The organism is Ruegeria sp. AD5, assembly GCF_056542345.1.
Window position 1 is genome coordinate 258,794 of the sequence record NZ_JBQFZR010000002.1, and the last position, 19,220, is coordinate 278,013.

Here is a 19,220-nt window from a genome sequence, read left to right on the forward strand (position 1 = left end):
AGAAAACATGGGGCGGACATGGATTTTGATCATTCTCCGATCATTTTGTGGTTCAGGCGCGATCTTCGGTTAGGAGATCATCCGGCGCTGAGCGCGGCGGTGCAATCAGGTCGACCCATCGTGCCCGTATTTGTTCTCGATCATCAGGTTCAGACTTTGGGTGCCGCGCCGAAATGGCGCCTTGGTCTGGGCCTTGACGCTTTTGCCGGCAGGCTTGAGCAGCTTGGCAGCAAGTTGATACTGCGCCAGGGTCAAGCACTGGATGTTCTTTGTGAACTGGTCAGAGAAACTGGGGCAGGCTCCGTATTCTGGACGCGGGCTTATGATCCGGAGGCGATCAACAGGGATACCCAGATCAAGGCTGCTTTGACCGAACAGGGGATCCAGGCACAGTCTTTTGCTGGCCTGCTTTTGTTTGAGCCTTGGACGATCGCCACCAAAACCGGCCAGCCGTTTCGGGTCTTCACTCCGATGTGGCGATCAGTGCAGGGGCGCGAAGTCTCTTTGCCCGAGCCCGCGCCCACGCGGCTTATGACGCCGAAAACTTGGCCTGCGTCCGATCAATTGTCTGATTGGCGACTGGATCGGGATATGCAGCGCGGGGCCGCAGTGGTCCGCCCGTTTGTCCACCCGGGCGAAAATGCGGCGCTGGACCAGTTGGATGCGTTTCTAGAACGTATTGATCAGTATCGCGAACAGCGGGATCAACTGGATCAATCTGGAACCTCTGATCTTTCAGAATACCTTGCACTGGGCGAGATCGGGCCGCGTACAATCTGGCATCGGGTGCAAATCGCCGACCAAACCGGGGCGCATGGTGGTGAAGGCTATCTGCGTCAGCTTGTGTGGCGTGAGTTCGCATATCACTTAATGTACCACTGGCCGCATCTTCTGAGTGCCAATTGGAAGCCTGAATGGGACGCATTCCCTTGGAATACTGATCCCGACACGCCCGAAGTGCGCGCGTGGCGCCAGGCAAGAACCGGAATTCCGCTTGTCGATGCAGGTCTAAGACAAATGTATGTCACCGGACGCATGCACAATCGGGCTCGGATGATTGTCGCGAGTTATCTGACAAAGCATCTGATGACGCATTGGAAAATCGGCGCAGACTGGTTCGGGGATTGCCTGATCGACTGGGACCCAGCTGCAAATGCGATGGGATGGCAATGGGTGGCCGGTTGCGGCCCTGATGCCGCACCGTATTTCCGTATCTTCAATCCCGACACACAGCGCGAGCGGTTTGATCCAAACTCAGGTTTTGTGCGTCGCTGGATTGCCGAGGGCCAATCCGAGCCGCCATCGACCGCGCTAGCCTATTTTGATGCCGTGCCGCGATCATGGGGGCTTTCTCGTGACCAGATGTATCCCGCACCGGTGGTGGGGCTGAAGGAAGGCCGCGCCCGTGCGTTGGGCGCGTATAATGCCGGAAAAGACCAGTAAGGAACTGAAAACTTGCCAGAAACCGAATCCCGTCCTAGCTTTGACCCGCAACCGCAGAGGGGAGAGCGGATGTTCCTGACGAGCACCGAAGGGCAGGAAAACCTGCCGAGATATTTTACACAAGTCTTCAAGATGCTGAAGAGGATGGAGCGCGGCCGACTTGACATCGCGCTGCCCGACGGACGCATTTTCCGCGCGGATGCGCCACAACCAGGCCCCGTGGCACATGTGGACATCCACGACCCGGACGTCTTTTCCCGGCTGGTGCGCGAGGGAGAGCTGGGCTTCTCGGACGGCTACCTTGAAGGCGATTGGAGCACACCGGACCTACGCAGTTTCATGGACCTCGTGCATCTGGGAACTGAGACGGTCTACGATGATTTTACCGGACAGTTTCTAGTGCGAGCCTATGAAAGACTGCGGTTCTGGTTGCATCGTAACAACCGGTCGCAGGCGAAAAAGAACATCTCGTATCACTATGATCTCGGCAATGACTTCTATGGCCTGTGGCTGGATGACACGATGACCTATTCCAGCGCCATATTTGAAACGGGTCAGGAAAGCCTCGAAAAGGCGCAAACTGCGAAATATGCCAGCCTGGTGGATGAAATGGGGGCCAAACCGGGGGATCATATCCTTGAGATCGGGTGCGGCTGGGGTGGGTTCGCCGAATATGCCGCGAAAGAGCGTGGGCTGCGCGTCACCGGGCTGACCATTAGCCAAGAGCAGTTGAAGTTTGCTAGAGAGCGAATTGAAAAATCGGGACTTTCTGATCTCGTGGAGTTCAAGCTACAGGACTACCGCGATGAGCAGGGTCAATATGATGGAATTGCCTCGATCGAGATGTTCGAGGCAGTCGGTCAGAAATACTGGCCCGCATATTTCAACACGGTCCGTGATCGGTTGAAGCCTGGCGCCCATGCCACTTTGCAGATCATCACGGTCGCGGATCATCGCTGGGACATTTACAAGAACGGCGTTGATTTCATTCAGAAATACATCTTTCCCGGTGGGATGCTGCCCGCACCGTCAATCCTTAGAGATCAGATCGATCAGGCGGGGTTGACCATTGTACGCTCAAAAGAGTTTGGCAAAAGCTACGATCTGACCCTGCGACGCTGGTACGAGACATTCAATGCCAAGTGGGATCAGATATCGGAGATGGGGTTTGATGAGCGTTTTCGCCGCATGTGGAATTATTATTTGACCGCATGTGGCGCAGCCTTTGACACCGGTAATTGTGATGTGACACAGATCACGATAGCCAAACCCAGTTGAAGAACGGAAAAATCGAATGCCTACAGCCTCACGTCTCGTCGCCGCGTTGTGTCTGCTGGTGATCGCGTTCCTTGTGTCGGGCATGATTATCGATAACGGGGAAGAGGGTAAGGACTATGGTTATTTCACTTACGTGAACATAATCCTGGGTTGGATCTGCGGCTGGGTTGTCATGGGCAAACGTGCTGGCCGTGGCTGGACCGCGGCCGTCAACAACGGTTTAACCGGTGTAGCGGCGCTGGTGTTCTGGGGGCTGTTCGTTCAGGGCACCTACGAGATGTTCAGTCAGGCGATGCGCCATCGGTTTGGTGGTCCGTTTGAGGCTCTGCTTGCCATCTTTCAGATCGGGATTGGCTATGGTGAACAGCTTCTGGCACCGGAAATTCTGCTTACGCTGGGTTTTGGTGCTGTTCTCAGCGGGATACTTACCGAAATTGCCTTTCGCCGCTGGCGTTAAATCTGATCTGCCAATTCGGGGCCTCTGCTTTGTCCAATCTGTTTTTCTATGGCACTTTGCGCCATGTCTCTTTGCTGGAACTCGTCATGGGTCGCAGCGCAGGCAATTTATCGGCGATGCAGGCTGTTTTGCCGGATCACGCCGTATACGCGGTTCAAGATCAACCCTTTCCAATGATTGTCACCGAAAAGGGCAGTAAGGCCAGTGGCGTTCTGGTGCAGGGCCTAGGTGACGTCGAGCGTAGTCGATTGGCCTTCTATGAGGGCGGGTTCGAATATGAACTGCGCCCGGAGACAATCGTGACTGAGGATGGAAAAGAACATCAGGCCATGGTGTTCTTTCCGGATACTGATATTTGGAAAAAAGGCGCACCGTGGGATCTTGAAACCTGGATCAGGGATTGGGGTGCGCTTTCGGTGTTCGCGGCTGACGAGGTGATGGCCCATTATGGAAGAGTCGATGCCTTGGACATCGTGCGCAGCTTTCCAGCTATACGAACACGCGCCTGGGCCAGATTAGCGGCAAGACAACGTGGAACGGGGGATGAGCGGAGCGTTGCGGATGACGTGATCGTTCATGACCGCAAGCACGCCTATATAAATTATTTTGGGATGGATGAAATTGAACTGCAGCATCGTCAGTATGACGGTGCCATGAGCTCGGTGCTGCATCGCAGCGGGTTGATGCAAGGGTCTGCAGTGATCGTCCTGCCTTATGATCCGGTGCGCGATACGGTGTTGCTGGTAGAGCAATTTCGCGCGCCCGTGTTCCTGATCGACGACCCCGAGCCGTGGATGTGGGAGCCTGTGGCTGGTATGATCGATCCGGGCGAAACACCTCAGCAGGCGGCCACCCGCGAGGCCATGGAAGAAGCGCAGATTTCACTATACCAACTGGAATATGCAGGTGGTGCCTATTCATCCAGCGGATCGTCAACAGAATATGTTTATCTCTATGTCGGTCTTGGGGATCTGACTAGTACGGTTGAAAGCGGTGGCCTCGCTTCCGAAGGTGAGGATATCCGCAGCAGAATTCTGCCGTTTGATGAATTCATGAGCATGGTAGATGCTCATGTTTTCAAGGATCTGCCGCTTCTAACTCTTGCTTATTGGTTGGCGCGGAACCGCGATCGACTGCGCGCTAAGTCATCCCTGCTTGTGATCGCGTCAGGGCACCTGTAAATCTGCTGCAATACCATATGACAAGAGGATGCCATGCGCATTGCACGAGACCTTGCCGACGCTGTCGGTAAAACACCTTTGATCCGGCTGCGTCGCGTCAGCGAAGAAACGGGATGCGAGATTCTCGGCAAGGCCGAATTCATGAACCCGGGTCAGTCCGTCAAAGACCGTGCTGCGTTGTTTATCATCCGCGATGCGATAGCGCGCGGTGATCTGAAACCCGGCGGCACGATTGTTGAGGGCACGGCCGGGAATACCGGCATCGGTCTGGCGCTGGTTGGTGCCTCGATGGGGTTCAAGACGGTGATCGTCATTCCTGAAACCCAATCCGAAGAGAAAAAGGATATGCTCCGCCTGGCGGGGGCTCAGCTTGTGCAGGTGCCTGCGGCGCCGTACCGTAATCCCAACAACTTTGTGCACTATTCGCGCCGTCTGGCCGAGCAGTTGGCTCAAACCGAACCAAATGGCGCGATTTGGGCCAATCAGTTCGACAATGTCGCCAACCGTCAGGCACATGTGGAAACCACTGGTCCCGAAATCTGGGAGCAGACCGGCGGTAAAGTCGATGGCTTCATCTGTGCCGTTGGATCGGGTGGTACTCTGGCCGGGGTGGCTGAAGCGTTGCAGCCCAAGGGTGTCAAGATCGGTTTGGCTGATCCGATGGGGGCGGGGCTCTATTCCTTCTACACTACGGGTGAGATCGCGATGGAGGGTGGTTCTATTGCCGAAGGTATCGGACAGGTGCGGATTACCAAGAACCTCGAAGGGTTCACCCCTGACCATTCCTGGCAGATTACCGATAGCGAAGCGCTGCCCTATATCTTCGATCTGCTGCGCGAAGAGGGTCTGGTGATGGGCGGGTCAACCGCGATCAACATTGCCGGTGCCGTCCGTTTGGCGAAAGAACTGGGGCCAGGGCACACCATTGTTACGATTTTGTGTGACTACGGCACCCGCTATCAATCCAAACTGTTCAATCCTGAATTCCTGCGTGAAAAGGAACTTCCCGTGCCCGATTGGATGACCGATGCGCCGCGCAGTATTCCTGGCGTGTTTGAGGACGTGTGATGCTGCAACAGGTCCGCCTGTGTCTGGTTCTGGTGCTATTCTGCCTGATTGGGTTGGGCGGGATCGCCTCTGCCCAACTTACTGATCGGCAGAGCGAGTATTATCAGGGCTGGGTCAGCACGGCGGATCGGGCGGAATCTGTTATTCGCGCGAACCGTGCATCCAATGCAGCATTAGAGAATTTGCGTTCGGAAATAAATGAGTATCGCGAAGACTTTAACAAAGCGCGGGGTGCCAACACCGATCGTATTCAGACGCTGGAAAGCCAACTCAAGGCGCTTGGCCCAAAGCCGGCTGAAGGGGAAAGCGAGGCCGAAGACATTGCCAAGCTGCGCGCGCAACTCGAAACCCAGTTGAACAGTTTGCGTGTTCCCCGCATCATCTCGGAAGAGGCTTTCAGTCGCGCGAATGGGCTGATCAGCGAAATTGATCGGATCGTCCGGGACAGACAAAAGAAAGAGATGCTGAAACGCGGGCCGTCGCCGCTCAACCCCGTCTATTGGGGACCAGCCTGGGTCGACATCAAAGAGGCGACGCACAGTCTTATTAACGAAACCATCGAAAACTTGCGCTCTGATGTGGTGCGCGAACAAATCCGCGAGCGCGGTCTTGGCATTCTCGTGCTGTTGGTTGTTTCAGCAGTTCTATTGCTGTTTGGGCGCAAATGGTCCGAGAAAGGCGGCGAATATCTCCGCTCGCTAGGAGGTAGCGGCAGCGGGGTTTGGACCTTTATTGTTTCGCTGTTGCGCATTCTTTTGCCTTGGTTGGGCGTGTTGGCGTTGGTCACCGCCGTCGTGCTAACTGGCGTGCTGGGCCTGCGCGGTACACTTTTGTTCCAGCAAATCCCCTATTGGGCCGCGATTATCTTCTATTTTGATTGGATCGGCCGGCAGGTCTATCTGATGGGAGCGGCGCAGAACTTCCAAAGACTGTCCGCAGGTAAAATCAGAGAATTGCGGGTTTATATCGACCTGTTGGCGGTCATGCTTATTCTGCACGAGCTGGCGCAATTGTTCGAGCAGATCGAGAATATCTCGGACGCGACCCGCGCCGTTGTTGGCTTCCCGATCGTTGTGGTATCGGCCCTTCTTTTGCTGCGTGTGCGTCAGGTCCGCCAATCAGAGCCTCAGCAAGAACAGACAGACCAAGAAGCTACCCGCCGTGGCGCAGGGTTCAGCCAATTGGTCGAGTTCCTGCGGCGCGCCTTGTTCATGCTTGGGATTGCGACTCCAATCCTGGGGGCTTTCGGATACATTAACGCCGCCGAAGCTATCGTATTTCCTGCCATCAAAACGCTGGTTCTGATTGCAGCTCTGGTGATCGTGCAGCGATTTATCGGTACAGTGTATGGCTGGCTTTCGGGGCAGGGCGACGCCGCGCGCGATTCACTGTTTTCGGTTCTGGTCGGGTTCGCGCTTGCCATTCTGGCGTTGCCGATATTAGCGCTTTACTGGGGCGCGCGGCAGACGGATCTGCTTGAAGCTTGGTCGCGATTGTTGCTGGGGTTCGATATTGGCGGGGTTACGATTTCACCCAGTAACTTCCTGACGTTCGTTGCCATTTTCGCCATTGGATATACGCTGACCCGTTTGCTGCAAAGCGGGCTGCGCAATTCACTGCTGCCGAAGACCAGCATTGATCCCGGCGGGCAGAATGCTATCGTGTCGGGTACCGGATATGTCGGAATTTTTCTGGCGGCACTGATCGCCATCATGGTTGCCGGTTTTGACCTGTCCTCGCTTGCGATCGTGGCGGGTGCTTTGTCGGTCGGCATCGGTTTCGGTCTTCAGACCATTGTATCGAACTTTGTCTCAGGGATCATCCTGCTGGTTGAGCGTCCTATCTCCAAAGGTGACTGGATCGATGTGAACGGTATGATGGGATATGTGCGCGATATCTCAGTCCGGTCGACGCGGATCGAGACGTTTGACCGGACGGATGTGATCGTTCCCAACTCGGACCTGATCAGTGGGGTGGTTACGAATTATACCCGGGGCAATACGATTGGCCGAGTGATCGTGCCTGTAGGCGTCGCCTATGGTACCGATACCCGCAAGGTCGAAACTATTCTGGGCGAGATCGCAAACGGGCACCCGATGGTTCTGGCCAATCCCGCACCCAGCGTAGTGTTCCAGGGCTTCGGTGCAGACTCGTTGGATTTCGAAATCCGCGCGATCCTGCGGGATGTGAATTGGGTGCTGTCTGTCAAATCCGACATGAACCACGAGATCAATCGCCGGTTCGTTGAGGAAGGCATCGAGATCCCGTTCGCGCAGCGTGACCTGTGGCTCCGTAACCCTGAGGTGCTGACGGGTCAGTCCGATCCGTCCAATGATGCTTCTGCCGTGGATGACGATCTATCACCCCATGCGCCATCGACAAAACCAGTGGACATGACAGCAGACGATCTGGACGCGGCAGGGGATCAGGACGGCGAGGGCGACAACCACTGAGCGTGATGCGATCGGCATTTTCCCGCAAATGGTTATCGGACTGTTTCATTTTGATGTAGTCTGAAGTCATTTGCAGGAGGAATTTTGATGGTTACATTTTCACACAGCCTCGCGCGTATTGCCGTCTGGAATCTGGCCGGCTTCAATCCAGTAAACACAAGTCTGGGAATTCCAGCCAGCAGTGACCGGGTCACCCATCAAATCGAAGGGCTGGCCCTGCTGGACGCCGAACTGATCACTCTGGTCGAGGTCAGCCCCATCGAACATATCGATCGGCTGGCCTTGGGTCTGGCCGATAAGGGGCTGGACTATCAGGTCAAGATCCTGCCGCAGCCCAACGGCAATATCCATATCGGGTTTCTGCACAAACCGGGGGTCTCGGTGACAGGTTTGCAGCTGATCGACGGCTCGGAAGGTGACGATCCCGGCGGACGTCAGGCCCTGATCGCCGATGTCGAGGTCGGCAAATTCAAGGCCAAGCTGATCGCTGTGCATCTTAAATCCGGACGAGACCGGCCCGAGCAGCAGATACGTGACAGCCAATGCAGGATTATCGGAGACAAGATCGCCAAGATCCGCTCGACCCCCGGTCTGACACAGCGCACGATCCTTCTGATGGGTGATTTCAACATGATCCCCGGTCAGGACGTCAGCAATTTCCACCATCTTGGTGGGGATGACATGATGGACTTTGTTTCGTGCTGGGATCTGCAAGACCGATTTTCGCATATTCTGGATAGGGGTCGCGCCAATTTGCTGGACGGTTTTGCCGTATCACGCACTTATTCCACCGATTATGTCCGCGGCAGCCTGCGACTGTTTCCAATGCACTGGACCATGAATATGGGGCGCGAGGCGTTCAAGGATGAGGTGTCGGATCATCTGCCATTTGTTGCCAGCTTTCGTATTTTCTGACCCGTCCATTTTTGCGAAAGGGGCCTTGCGCTCGGTTCAGAAATTCGCATAAGTCACCTCTACCGGAGAGGTGGCCGAGTGGTCGAAGGCGCACGCCTGGAAAGTGTGTAGGCGGGAAACCGTCTCCAGGGTTCGAATCCCTGTCTCTCCGCCATATGCCCTATGAAATCTGAGTTGCCTTGCGGTCTATGCGAGACTGTTTTGTGCACGGCTTTCAATGTGAAGTGTCGTGCACAATGCACCGGATTGATGAGATTTGACTCAATCTGACAACAAGGCGATGACTCGATCGGTTTCGGGTCTTCGTCGCGATGCCACTGGCACTTGAACCGCTAGAGCACGCCCTGTCGGGCAGGATTGCGCATGGGCCGTCACGAGTGCACCAGATTTCAATGGCTCTTCGAGTAAGCATAGGTGCCCCATTAGCACGCCAGCCGCGGCCTTGGCCTCTTCCACGGCAAGGCTGTAAAGCGAAAACTGCGGGCCAGTTTTGACATCTGGGACCTTACAACCTGTGCTTCGCGACCATGTGGACCAATCGCTGCTCCAAGTCTGATCGTGCAACAAGGGAGTGCCTTGAAACCCGTTGTTGCCGGTCACCCGATCCAGCAGAGCAGGCGCGCAAACCGGTTGGGTTTCATCCTCGCACAGCACAATTTGGTCAGGTGCTTCGTCCAAGGTCGCGAAGAAGATCGCCAAATCGAACATCTCACGCGACAGGCTGGGTGGTGTTTCCAGCGCCGTGACCGAAAAATTGATATGCGGAAAACACTCTCTGATCCGGCGCAATCGTATGGGCAACCAGAGTTGGGCAACAGCAGGCAAGGCGGCGATGTGAAAATCGGCATTTGGCTTGAGGTTCCGCAAGGCCCGAGCGGCATCGCCCATCTGATCAAAGGCTGTGGTGAAGACAGCGACAAGTGATTGACCTTGGGGCGTCAGTTCAACCCCTTGCGCGTTGCGGCGAAAAAGCGGCGCACCTGCCCAACCCTCCAACGCCTTTACATGCTGTGAGATCGCACCCGGAGAAACGTTCAGCTCTTCCGCCGCCGCGACAAAGCTGACGTGACGCGCCGCGGCCTCGAACGCCCTCATTGCATTTAGCGGAGATCCCTTGGGGCGTTTGGGGGCGACACTCATTGATCTAGCCTTAGTTTTTCTACGCCAAGAAATAACAATTCTGCTTTGCGGTGTCACGCGAAAGCCGCCAAACTGCGAAAAACAGGAGGATGTCAGATGACACTTGTACAAAGAGACTGGGTGCCTGCCGCAAGCGAAACCCTGATTCAGGATATCGCGAACAAGGCCGCATCGACGTCGTCTGGCGATTTACTGGCCCGGATCGAGAATCTGGCAGAGGAAAACCGGCGCATTCACGAAAAAGAGTGCTTCAATCTCAACCCGGCGACAAATGTCATGAACCCAAGGGCCGAGGCACTTTTGTCGTCAGGCATCGGGTCCAGACCATCGCTGGGATATCCCGGTGACAAATATGAAATGGGGTTGGAGGCGATCGAAGAGATCGAAGTCATCGCAGCAGAGTTGTGTGCCGATGTTTTCGACGCGCAATTCGCCGAGGTTCGCGTGCCTTCGGGCGCAATTGCCAACCTCTATGGTTTTATGGCGACCTGCAAACCCGGTGATGCGATAATCGCTCCGCCAGCATCGATTGGTGGCCATGTGACCCATCATTTGGCGGGGTGTGCGGGGCTGTTTGGCCTGCGCACTATTGAGGCCCCCGTCAATGCGGATGGGTATACCGTTGATCTGGAACGCTTGAGGGCATTGGCGAAGACCGAATGCCCCAAGTTGATTACGATAGGCGGCAGTCTGAATCTGTTTGAGCATCCTGTCGCCGAGGTGCGTGCCATAGCAGATGAAGTTGGCGCAAAGGTCATGTTCGACGCCGCCCATCAGTGCGGTATCATCGCCGGGCGTGCATGGGCCAACCCGCTGAAGGATGGGGCGCATTTCATGACCATGAGTACTTACAAAAGCTTAGGCGGACCGGCCGGGGGGCTGATTGTGTCGAACGATGCAGAAATCGCCCGGTCGCTGGATGCAATTGCTTTCCCCGGCATGACAGCCAACTTTGATGCAGCCAAAACGGCTGCACTTGCCGTCACGATGCTGGATTGGAAAGAGTTCGGACCAGCCTATGCAGATGAGATGATTGCGATGTCCAAAGCACTTGCTGCCGCGTTGGATGCGCAAGGTGTTTCGGTCTTCGCGGGTGGAGAGGGTTTCACCAATTCGCATCAATTCGCGGTACTGGCAGCGCCGTATGGTGGCGGTCAGACTGCCTCCAAACTGCTTCGTAAATCCGGGTTTCTGGCATGTGGCATCGGATTGCCAGTTGAGCCGGTGGAAGGCGACATGAATGGCTTACGGATCGGCACGCCCGAGCTGGTCCGGTGGGGTATGACAGCAGGAGATGCAGAGCGTCTGGCAGAACTGATCCGACGTGGCTTGAGCGGTGAATCCGTTCTATCCGAGGTATCTGGATGGCGCGCTGAGTTCGACAGGCTGCATTTCGTGATTTGAACGAGCTGCGGCCAATCAGGCAAAGGCCCAGATTGGCCGCTCGCTCAGAAACGCGGTTTAACCGTTATCTGCTTCTTTCAGACCTTCGATCTGAAGGTCGAAACCTTCCTGAATGTGGCTGGTGAAAGTCTCCAGCGCTTCGGTGACATCACCCGTCGCAATCGCGTCAACAAGGGTCAGGTGGTTTCCGAGCGATTTGGAGATATCGACGTTTTCAATCGCTGAAAACAGATGGAACGCCATCGCTTTGCCCCAGATCATATCGAACATATCGATCAGAAATTTGTTGCCCGCCTCAACCATGAAGGCACGGTGAATGCGCCGGTTTGCGATAAAGTAGTCTCGGGTCGTCGGCTGGCTCAGATCTTCTTCGCGACGAATGAGTTCGCGCAATCGATCAAGAACCTCTGGTTCAGCGTGTACCGCAAGTATGCGCGCGGCTTGACCTTCGATGGCTGCGCGTGCCTGGTATAGTTGCCGAACCTCGGTCTGGTCCATGCGCGCCAGTCGAAATCCGCCGCTGGCGGCCACTTCCAACACGCCTTCAGTCTCCAACCGCATGAGCGCTTCGCGTACAGGCGTCCTGCTGATGTTCAACTCGGCGGCCAACTTTTCCTGCACTAGCCGATCTTCACCGGTGATCTCGCGACTCATGATGGCTTCGACCAGTTGGTCATAGACCTCGTCCGCCAGGCGTCTGCGCTGTGTTTTGATTTGTTTCAGAGCCACTCGGAGCCTCTCTTTCTGTCCTTCATGAATTCTGTATTCAATAAAACAACTGCTGCCAAGGCGAATGGGGTTGCTATTTTTCGTGTACTGTATACAGTATACAGGAAAGAATGAACAGGGAGCTCTTCATGTGTGGAATTGCTGGTAGAATACTGGCCGCGTCCGGGAAGGTTGGGGCGGATCTTGTTGACCTGATGGATGCGCAGGAACATCGAGGCGCCGACAGCACTGGCTTCGCCGTTTATGGTTTGCCACGAGAAACGGGATACGTTTTACGCGGAATGGGATTCGACAAGTCTCAACAGGATGCGGATCTCTCCGCGTTTGAAACGATATTGCGTGAACACGGAAGCAGCTTTCTGTCTGACCCCCAAATCGTAACGGACCAAAGTCGTCACTATTGCTTTCGGATGGAAATTTCAGACCCAAGGAATCTTCAAGCCTGGGTCGCGGACGCGGATGAGCTGACAGACCGCATTGAAGTTCAATCCTGCGGCCGCAGTCTTGAGATCATCAAGGATATTGGTGGTGCCGAAGCCGTGGCAGAAAAGCACGGCGTTCGCGAGATGATAGGAACACATGGGCTGGGGCATGCGCGGCTTGCTACGGAAAGTTCGGTATTGCCTAACGCATCGCATCCGTTCTGGGCGCGCCCATTTTCGGATGTCGCGATCGTACATAACGGGCAGATCACCGATTACTTCACCTGGCGCGATAAGCTGACCCGAATGGGATATCGGTTCTTGACTGAGAATGACAGCGAGTTGATTGCCGTCTGGGTTAGCGACCAGATGAAGGCGGGCCTGACCATGGAGCAGGCGCTAAAGAAGTCCATTACCTCTATCGATGGTGTGTTTACCTACATGATCGCAACGCCAAACGGGATTGGGTTTGCGAAAGACCGATTTGCAATGAAGCCTCTGGTCGTCGTCAACCGCAATGGCGATCTGGCGGCTGCGACCGAAGAACAAGCGGTCCGCCGGGTGATGACCGAGGAATGCGATGTGATCAACTACGACGGCCCGTCGCTGACCGGTATCTGGGGCGTCGGAAACCGGAGTTTGGCGGCATGAATGAGGTGGCTGCAGAGATGGATGAGATCGTCATCGAAGTCGGCAAGCGACATATCCGCGAGGTCAATCGTGAGATAATGGAAGCCTGCACAATGGGTCGGCCGATCCGCGTGGTAGATACGCTGTCTCGTCATAATTTGGGCGTGGGTCTGCCAGACAATGTGGATATCACATTTGAGGGCTCTGTGGGGTACTATTGCGGCGGCCTCAACACCGGGGCGAACATCACAATTGAGCGCAATTGTGGGTGGGCCGTTGGCGAAGGTATGGCCAAAGGGCACATCACTGTCGGTGGCTATGCCGGTATGTCCTGTGGTGCTGCGATGATCGGCGGCACGATCCATGTCAAAGGCGATGCGGGTCCAAGGGTGGGCGTTGCGATGAAAGGTGGAAACATCGTCGTCGAAGGAAAGATTGGCTATCAATCCGGCTTCATGGCGCATTCCGGTCGGATCATAGCGCTTGGCGGAGCGGGGGAATCCTGTGCTGATGCGCTTTGGGAAGGTGAGGTCTGGGTAGCTGGCGAGGTCGACAGCCTAGGTGTGGATGTCGACGTGATCGAACCGACTGCTGAAGAAGTGGCCGAGGTCGATGCGATCCTCGACCCGCTCGGGCTTGTCGACAGTTCGCGAAATTGGCGCAAAATGGTTTCGGGCCAGCGTCTTTGGTATTTTGAAAGCAGGGACGCAAGCGCATGGCTCATGATCTGAGTAAACCTTACGAATATCCGTTCGATGTTGCCTCGGAAGAGGAAATCAGGTTCCGCGATGCGGGAGCGATCGACGGCCGCCCGGCTGGCGTTCCTTCGTCGTATGATGAAGGAGGTTCGACCCGCTGGACACCCGAGGCGATCTCGGAAGTTCACGCGCTGGCGCAGCTTGGGCGCTATCAGGTACGTGGATACAACACGTTCAACAAGCAATTGCCGACCTTCGATGATCTGACATTCGTTCCAGCAACGATGACCCGCCTGCCGCTGGAAGGTTATCGCGAGAATTGCGATACGACGACCGTTCTGGGTGGAGGGCGCGGCCTTGTGGAGCGCCCACTTGAATTGAAGATCCCGATCTACATCGCTTCAATGTCCTTTGGTGCTTTGTCGGCATCGGCCAAGGCATCGCTGGGTTATGGGGCCTCGAAAGTAGGAACCATGACTTGCACGGGTGAGGGTGGCATGCTGGAAGAGGAGCGCGAAGCCTCCCAACGCCTGCTCTATCAGATGTCACCCGCGCGGTATGGTGTGGATCTGGATCATCTGCGCCGCGCGGATGCCTTGGAACTTGTCGTGGGGCAGGGTGCGAAACCCGGAACCGGGGGTCTGTTGCTGGGTATGAAGGTCAGCCCGCGCGTCAGCCAGATGCGAACTTTGCCCGAAGGCGTGGATCAGCGATCTACGATCCGCCATCCCGATTTTCTCGGCGCTGATGATTTGGCAGTGAAGATTGAGGAATTGCGCATCGCCACCAACTATCAGGTGCCAATCTTCATCAAGATGGGTGCGACACGTCCCCGGTTTGACGTGGCAGTTGCTGCCAAAGCGGGTGCAGATGTTGTAGTAGTTGATGGTGCCGAAGGTGGCACCGGCGCGTCTCCGGAACTGTTGTTAAACCATACCGGTATCCCAACGATGAGCGCTATTCGCGCTGCGCGTGAAGCATTAGACGAATGTGGCATGACCGGCAAAGTCTCTCTCGTGGCTGCCGGTGGCATTCGGTCCGGTGTGGACGCCGCGAAGTGTCTGGCCCTCGGTGCTGACGCTGTGATGATCGGCAACGCGGCCATGGTTGCGCTAGGGTGCAACAGTCCGCGCTATCTCGAAGATTACGCGGCCTTGGGAACATCCCCCGGTGCCTGCCACCATTGTCACACAGGTCGCTGCCCGGTCGGGATTGCGACGCAGGATGAAAGTCTCGAAGCTCGTATGAACCCTAATGCAGGGGCAGAGCGCATTGCGCGCTATCTGACGGCCATGACCATGGAGATTACAGCGCTTGCGAAAGCCTGCGGAAAGTCCTCGGTACACAATCTGGAAACCGAAGACTTGCGTGCGCTTAGCTTTCAAGCGTCAGCTTTCACTGGGGTGAAAATGGCTGGAATTGACAGGGCTTTTGACTGGTGAAAATCGCAGTTCTTGAGTTGACTAGCCACCCGCTGCCATTGTTGGAGGGAATGCCGCGGACTTCACAGCAGATACAGGAGTGGATCGCCCCACACCTACCGGAAGCCGAGTTCGTAGTAGTCGGGGTTGTTGATGGAGAACCGCTCCCAGACGAGAGCGATTTCGACGGTGCTATAGTCGGCGGATCTGAATTTGGCGTTTATGATGACACGGATTGGATGCAGCCGCTACGTGCCTTCCTGGACCGTTGTCGAGAAATCCGAAAACCAGTCTTTGGTATCTGTTTCGGTCATCAGATCATGGCTGACGTCTATGGTGGTCAGGCCGAGAAAGCCGAGGTAGGCAATGTCGTTGGCGCACGGCCCTTCGACTATGGCGGAGATAGCGTGGATGCATATGTCTGGCATCAGGATCAGGTGACAAGCATTCCGGACTCGGCTCGGGTGACCGGATCAGCGGGCCACTGTCCAGTTGGTGCACTGGATTATGATTTTCCTGCCCGCTCTGTTCAGTTTCATCCCGAATACAAGGCGCATCACTTGCGCGATCTGTTCACTAGAGGTCGAGAGGTGCTTTTGTCAGCTACGGAGGCGGATGATGGGATGTCCTCGATCAACGCGGCAAAGGTGCCGGACGATATTGCAGCGCTTCAAGCAGTAGAGCTTTTTCGCGGTGCATACGTCCCTGAACAATAAGCGTTTGAGCGAACGGCTCTTGATCCTAATCAAGTCCAGCCAAGCCGCATTTTGTATACTGTATACGCAACCGGTTGGGAGATTTGGCAATGACGGGATACAAGGATTTCTTTGAGAGGATTGCGCGGATTGTGAATGCTCCACGCGAGGGAAGTATCAGCGATCTGGAGCTATCGGATCTCGGCCTGTCCCGCGCTGACTTGGCCATGTTGCGCTCTGGCGCGCCCAACGCGCGAGAGCGTATACTCTCGATGGCTAGTCAGTTTGGCCTGAGTGAAGATGATCTTAATGCCCATCCTGAGCTTGGCCTTGAGTTGGCGGAAAAATGTGGACATTGTCGCCAAGCAAAGACCTGCCGAGATGCAATTCGATCAGGTGTTCGCCTGCCTCAGGAAAAGTGCCCGAATTCAGGGCTCTATGCGGCGCTTTCAGAAGGTTAACGCCCGCTTGGACTTTCTTTTGGGCTCAGCTTTCTTCGACCAGTGATCTTGAAACGATCAGCCGTTCCGAAATCCTTCATTCCAACACCGGCCGCAAACTCTGCAAAAACCGGCGCGTGTTTGAACAGATGTCCCGAGCAGCCTCCGGCGAACAGCACGTTTTCATGCTCGGGGTGCCAGTCGACAATAAAGTGCGTGTCAGGTGTCAGGATGATCTGGTTGAATTTGGAATCCACCACCCGCTCACCTTCAAGGCCCGGAAGACGATGACGGATGTAGCTGCGAGTGCGTCCTAGCGTTTCCTGTCGGATTAGCCTTTCGTCATTGTCCAGATCGATCTTGTCCGGGATGACGACCGCGGCTTTCACGCCTGAACCTTCGGATGAGGGTAGCCCGAATGAGCCCTGACCATGATCGATCCAGCAGGGCATCCGGCTCATATCGAACTCCTCGGACCCATCTGGCGTTGAGGTATAGAGGACATTCACACCAACCACCGTCGATATCGGCTTGATCGTCCTGGGGAACATATCCGCCATCCAGGGGCCGGTCGAGACAATGATAAGATCGGCCTCAAGCGGCTTTCCATTCAGCATTGGGCGCTCTGATCCATCGGTGGTCACGCGACCGCGCTGTACGATCCCGCCCGCTCGACGAAACAGTTCAAGCCCGGTCAGGACGCAGCGATGCGCCATCAGCATTCCGGCTTCGGGTTCGAACAGGGCGTATTCGATGTCAGGAACGCGAAACTGCGGAAATCGCGATTCGATGTCCTGCCGCCCGAACTTGTAGTAGGGCACACCAACGCGGTCGAAGGTTTCGGCTGTGGCGTTCTCCCAGTCGCAATGACCGCCTGTTGCAAGAATCAGCGCACCGCATTCATACATCAGGTTCTGGCCGCTCTCGGCTTGCAGTTCCAGCCAGCGCAGGCGGCTTTCGCGGGCCCAACGTGTATAGAACTCATCCCGCCCGGAAATCGCACGGATGACACGGTTGTAATCCGTTGAAGATGCACGGGAATGTCCCGGTTCCCAGCGATCTATCAAAGTCACTGCCTCACCACGTCGTTGCAGTGTAAGCGCCGTCATGACGCCGACGATGCCGCCTCCGACAACGATGACCGAGTTCTTGGACATGATGCAGATTTTCCTTGTTTATCGATTGTCTTTGTGAATACTGTATACAGAATACAACAATTATAAAGCCAAAAAACAGGGAGAGCGCATCAATGAGTTCGGGATTTGATCTGCCCGAAGGTACGCACACCGTCATACTCGGTGTGGGTGACCTCAACGGCATCATGCGCGGCAAGCGCATTCCGGCCAGCCACTGGGACCACGTCTGCAAAAGCGGCAATGCGCTGTCGATTGCATTGATGGCGATCGATATGACGTGCGACGTCTGGGATACGCCTTATGTCAATTTCGACAACGGCTACCCCGATATGCACGTCTTCCCAATGACCCAGCCCGTCGCTGTGCCGTGGGAGCCAGGCGTCGCTGTTTGTTTTGGTCGGGCGGAAGGTATGGACCACAAGCCTGTACCGATCGATCCGCGTCAGGCGTTGGTGCGTCAGGTTGAACGGGCCCGCGAAATGGGGTTCGAGGTCAATGTCGGCACTGAACTTGAATTCTATCTACTGGATCCGGAGACCGGACAGCCGCGCGATAGCGGGATTCAGGTCTACGGTCTGGGCCGCGCCGCGCGTATGGAGCACATCGTTGGACCGATCCGTCAGCAGATCAACGAGTGCGGTATCCCAATCGAGCAATCGAACCCCGAATACGCTGCGGGTCAGATTGAGGTGAATATCCGTTACGGCGAAGCGCTGGCAGCGGCAGATCGTGTCGTCTTGTTTAAGTCGCTGATCCGCCAGCTGGGCATCGCCCACGGCTATCTGGCAACCTTCATGCCAAAACCGTTCTTCGATCAGTCCGGCAACGGCTTCCACACACACTACTCGCTTTGGAAAGACGGCAAGAACGTCTTTGCCGATAACGGCAAGATAAACGATACCGGCAAATCCTTCATCGCCGGGCTCCAACAACGCATGTGCGAAACGGCAATCTGTGGCAGTGGCACCGTCAATGGTTATCGACGCCGTCAGCCTTATACTTTCTGCCCGATCAACACGAGCTGGGGTTATGACAACCGGACCGTTGGTATTCGGGTCATTGAAGGATCCGACAGCGCGGTGCGCGTAGAAAAACGTGACGCTGGTGCAGATGCCAATCCCTACCTTCTGCTGGCAGCCGAGATAGCAGCGGGGCTGGACGGGATCGAGCAGGGCCTGGCTCCGTCAGAACCGACAACCGGCAACGGTTACGAAGAAGGGATCGGCGATCCGATCCCAACCGACTTGCCAACGGCGATCGAACTGGCGCGAGGATCCGAATGGCTTCGCGATCTCATGGGCGAAATGCTGTGGGAGTTGGTTCTGCAGCAGGCTGAGCGCGAGCTTGAATTCTTCAATCAACAGGTCACTCCGGTTGAGTTGGACCGTTACCTGAGGACCTTCTGATGCATTTGGGCAAGGTCGTCGGGACCGTCACAGCCACGGCCAAAGACGCAAAACTGGTTGGTACGAAACTGCTGGTGACGGATTTGGTCGATAGCAAAGGCAAGGTGATCGAACCGGCGCGGGTCGCCGTCGACACCTGCGGTGCCGGGGTGGGGGATACGGTTCTGCTGGTCAACGGCTCGGCGGCGCGTATGGCCGCCGGTCTGTCCACCGCGCCCGTCGATCTGGCGATCATCGCGATTGTGGATCGCGTGTCCACGACCTGAACCAAGAACACCAAACATCTAAATTTCTTTGGAGGAAC

General features: G+C 55.8%; 18 protein-coding genes and 1 tRNA gene. 16 read left to right on the plus strand and 3 right to left on the minus strand.

From position 1 onward, the window contains the following. Positions 1–18: 18 nt before the first annotated feature. The 8 genes from ACR0JG_RS09795 (at position 19) to ACR0JG_RS09830 (ending at position 8,949) form a co-directional block, all read left to right on the plus strand. Positions 19–1,443: a cryptochrome/photolyase family protein gene (locus ACR0JG_RS09795; RefSeq protein WP_480569409.1), complete on the plus strand. Its 1,425-nt coding sequence runs from the start codon at positions 19–21 to the stop codon at positions 1,441–1,443. Between the two features lie 69 nt (positions 1,444–1,512). Next, the gene (locus ACR0JG_RS09800; protein ID WP_480569412.1) at positions 1,513–2,721 is read left to right on the plus strand and encodes a class I SAM-dependent methyltransferase; all 1,209 of its coding nucleotides are present in this window, start codon (positions 1,513–1,515) and stop codon (positions 2,719–2,721) included. Positions 2,722–2,737: 16 nt separating this feature from the next. Continuing rightward, entirely contained in the window at positions 2,738–3,178 is a 441-nt protein-coding gene (locus ACR0JG_RS09805; protein ID WP_170405320.1) for a TrgA family protein, read from the plus strand. 29 nt (positions 3,179–3,207) lie between these two features. After that, positions 3,208–4,359, plus strand: coding sequence for an NUDIX domain-containing protein (locus tag ACR0JG_RS09810; RefSeq protein ID WP_480569415.1), 1,152 nt, complete (start codon positions 3,208–3,210; stop codon positions 4,357–4,359). Between the two features lie 33 nt (positions 4,360–4,392). Next, entirely contained in the window at positions 4,393–5,427 is a 1,035-nt protein-coding gene (locus ACR0JG_RS09815; protein ID WP_170393289.1) for a cysteine synthase A, read from the plus strand. Next, complete coding sequence (locus ACR0JG_RS09820; protein ID WP_170393288.1) at positions 5,427–7,880, plus strand: DUF3772 domain-containing protein; 2,454 nt, start codon at positions 5,427–5,429, stop codon at positions 7,878–7,880. The genes ACR0JG_RS09815 and ACR0JG_RS09820 overlap by 1 nt, the downstream gene beginning before the upstream one ends. 87 nt (positions 7,881–7,967) lie before the next feature. After that, positions 7,968–8,795, plus strand: coding sequence for a GMP synthase (locus ACR0JG_RS09825; protein ID WP_480569418.1), 828 nt, complete (start codon positions 7,968–7,970; stop codon positions 8,793–8,795). Between the two features lie 64 nt (positions 8,796–8,859). Then, positions 8,860–8,949 (plus strand) — tRNA-Ser (locus tag ACR0JG_RS09830). Positions 8,950–9,056: 107 nt separating this feature from the next. Here ACR0JG_RS09830 and ACR0JG_RS09835 read toward each other — a convergent pair. Next, on the minus strand, positions 9,057–9,935 hold the full coding sequence (locus ACR0JG_RS09835) for a LysR family transcriptional regulator (protein ID WP_480569421.1): 879 nt from the start codon (positions 9,933–9,935) through the stop codon (positions 9,057–9,059). Between the two features lie 96 nt (positions 9,936–10,031). Here ACR0JG_RS09835 and ACR0JG_RS09840 point away from each other — a divergent pair, with 96 nt between their 5' ends. Beyond that, positions 10,032–11,339: an aminotransferase class I/II-fold pyridoxal phosphate-dependent enzyme gene (locus tag ACR0JG_RS09840; RefSeq protein ID WP_480569424.1), complete on the plus strand. Its 1,308-nt coding sequence runs from the start codon at positions 10,032–10,034 to the stop codon at positions 11,337–11,339. A 57-nt stretch (positions 11,340–11,396) separates the two neighbouring features. Here ACR0JG_RS09840 and ACR0JG_RS09845 read toward each other — a convergent pair whose 3' ends face one another. Next, positions 11,397–12,068 carry a GntR family transcriptional regulator gene (locus ACR0JG_RS09845; RefSeq protein WP_170405336.1) on the minus strand — a complete coding sequence of 224 codons (672 nt, stop codon included), beginning with the start codon at positions 12,066–12,068 and terminating at the stop codon, positions 11,397–11,399. Positions 12,069–12,196: 128 nt separating this feature from the next. On the opposite strand from ACR0JG_RS09845, the gene ACR0JG_RS09850 reads away from it, so the two are divergent. From ACR0JG_RS09850 to ACR0JG_RS09870, 5 genes are all read left to right on the plus strand, one after another. Continuing rightward, positions 12,197–13,141: a class II glutamine amidotransferase domain-containing protein gene (locus ACR0JG_RS09850; protein ID WP_480569427.1), complete on the plus strand. Its 945-nt coding sequence runs from the start codon at positions 12,197–12,199 to the stop codon at positions 13,139–13,141. After that, complete coding sequence (locus ACR0JG_RS09855) at positions 13,138–13,851, plus strand: GltB/FmdC/FwdC-like GXGXG domain-containing protein (RefSeq protein WP_480569430.1); 714 nt, start codon at positions 13,138–13,140, stop codon at positions 13,849–13,851. The genes ACR0JG_RS09850 and ACR0JG_RS09855 overlap by 4 nt, the downstream gene beginning before the upstream one ends. Further along, entirely contained in the window at positions 13,836–15,260 is a 1,425-nt protein-coding gene (locus ACR0JG_RS09860) for an FMN-binding glutamate synthase family protein (protein ID WP_170393281.1), read from the plus strand. Before ACR0JG_RS09855 ends, ACR0JG_RS09860 begins: the two co-directional genes overlap by 16 nt. Next, positions 15,257–15,955, plus strand: a complete 699-nt coding sequence (locus tag ACR0JG_RS09865; RefSeq protein ID WP_480444164.1) for a type 1 glutamine amidotransferase — start codon at positions 15,257–15,259, stop codon at positions 15,953–15,955. The genes ACR0JG_RS09860 and ACR0JG_RS09865 overlap by 4 nt, the downstream gene beginning before the upstream one ends. Positions 15,956–16,044: 89 nt before the next feature. After that, on the plus strand, positions 16,045–16,395 hold the full coding sequence (locus ACR0JG_RS09870; protein WP_170510714.1) for a hypothetical protein: 351 nt from the start codon (positions 16,045–16,047) through the stop codon (positions 16,393–16,395). Here the strand turns inward: ACR0JG_RS09870 and ACR0JG_RS09875 are convergent. Next, positions 16,392–17,531: an FAD-dependent oxidoreductase gene (locus ACR0JG_RS09875; RefSeq protein WP_480569433.1), complete on the minus strand. Its 1,140-nt coding sequence runs from the start codon at positions 17,529–17,531 to the stop codon at positions 16,392–16,394. The genes ACR0JG_RS09870 and ACR0JG_RS09875 overlap by 4 nt on opposite strands. A 92-nt stretch (positions 17,532–17,623) precedes the next feature. On the opposite strand from ACR0JG_RS09875, the gene ACR0JG_RS09880 reads away from it, so the two are divergent. Both ACR0JG_RS09880 and ACR0JG_RS09885 read left to right on the plus strand, forming a co-directional pair. After that, positions 17,624–18,916: a glutamine synthetase family protein gene (locus ACR0JG_RS09880; protein WP_170405351.1), complete on the plus strand. Its 1,293-nt coding sequence runs from the start codon at positions 17,624–17,626 to the stop codon at positions 18,914–18,916. Beyond that, a complete protein-coding gene (locus ACR0JG_RS09885) occupies positions 18,916–19,182 on the plus strand; it encodes a EutN/CcmL family microcompartment protein (RefSeq protein ID WP_170610362.1) in 267 nt (88 codons plus the stop codon). The genes ACR0JG_RS09880 and ACR0JG_RS09885 overlap by 1 nt, the downstream gene beginning before the upstream one ends. Positions 19,183–19,220 lie beyond the last annotated feature (38 nt).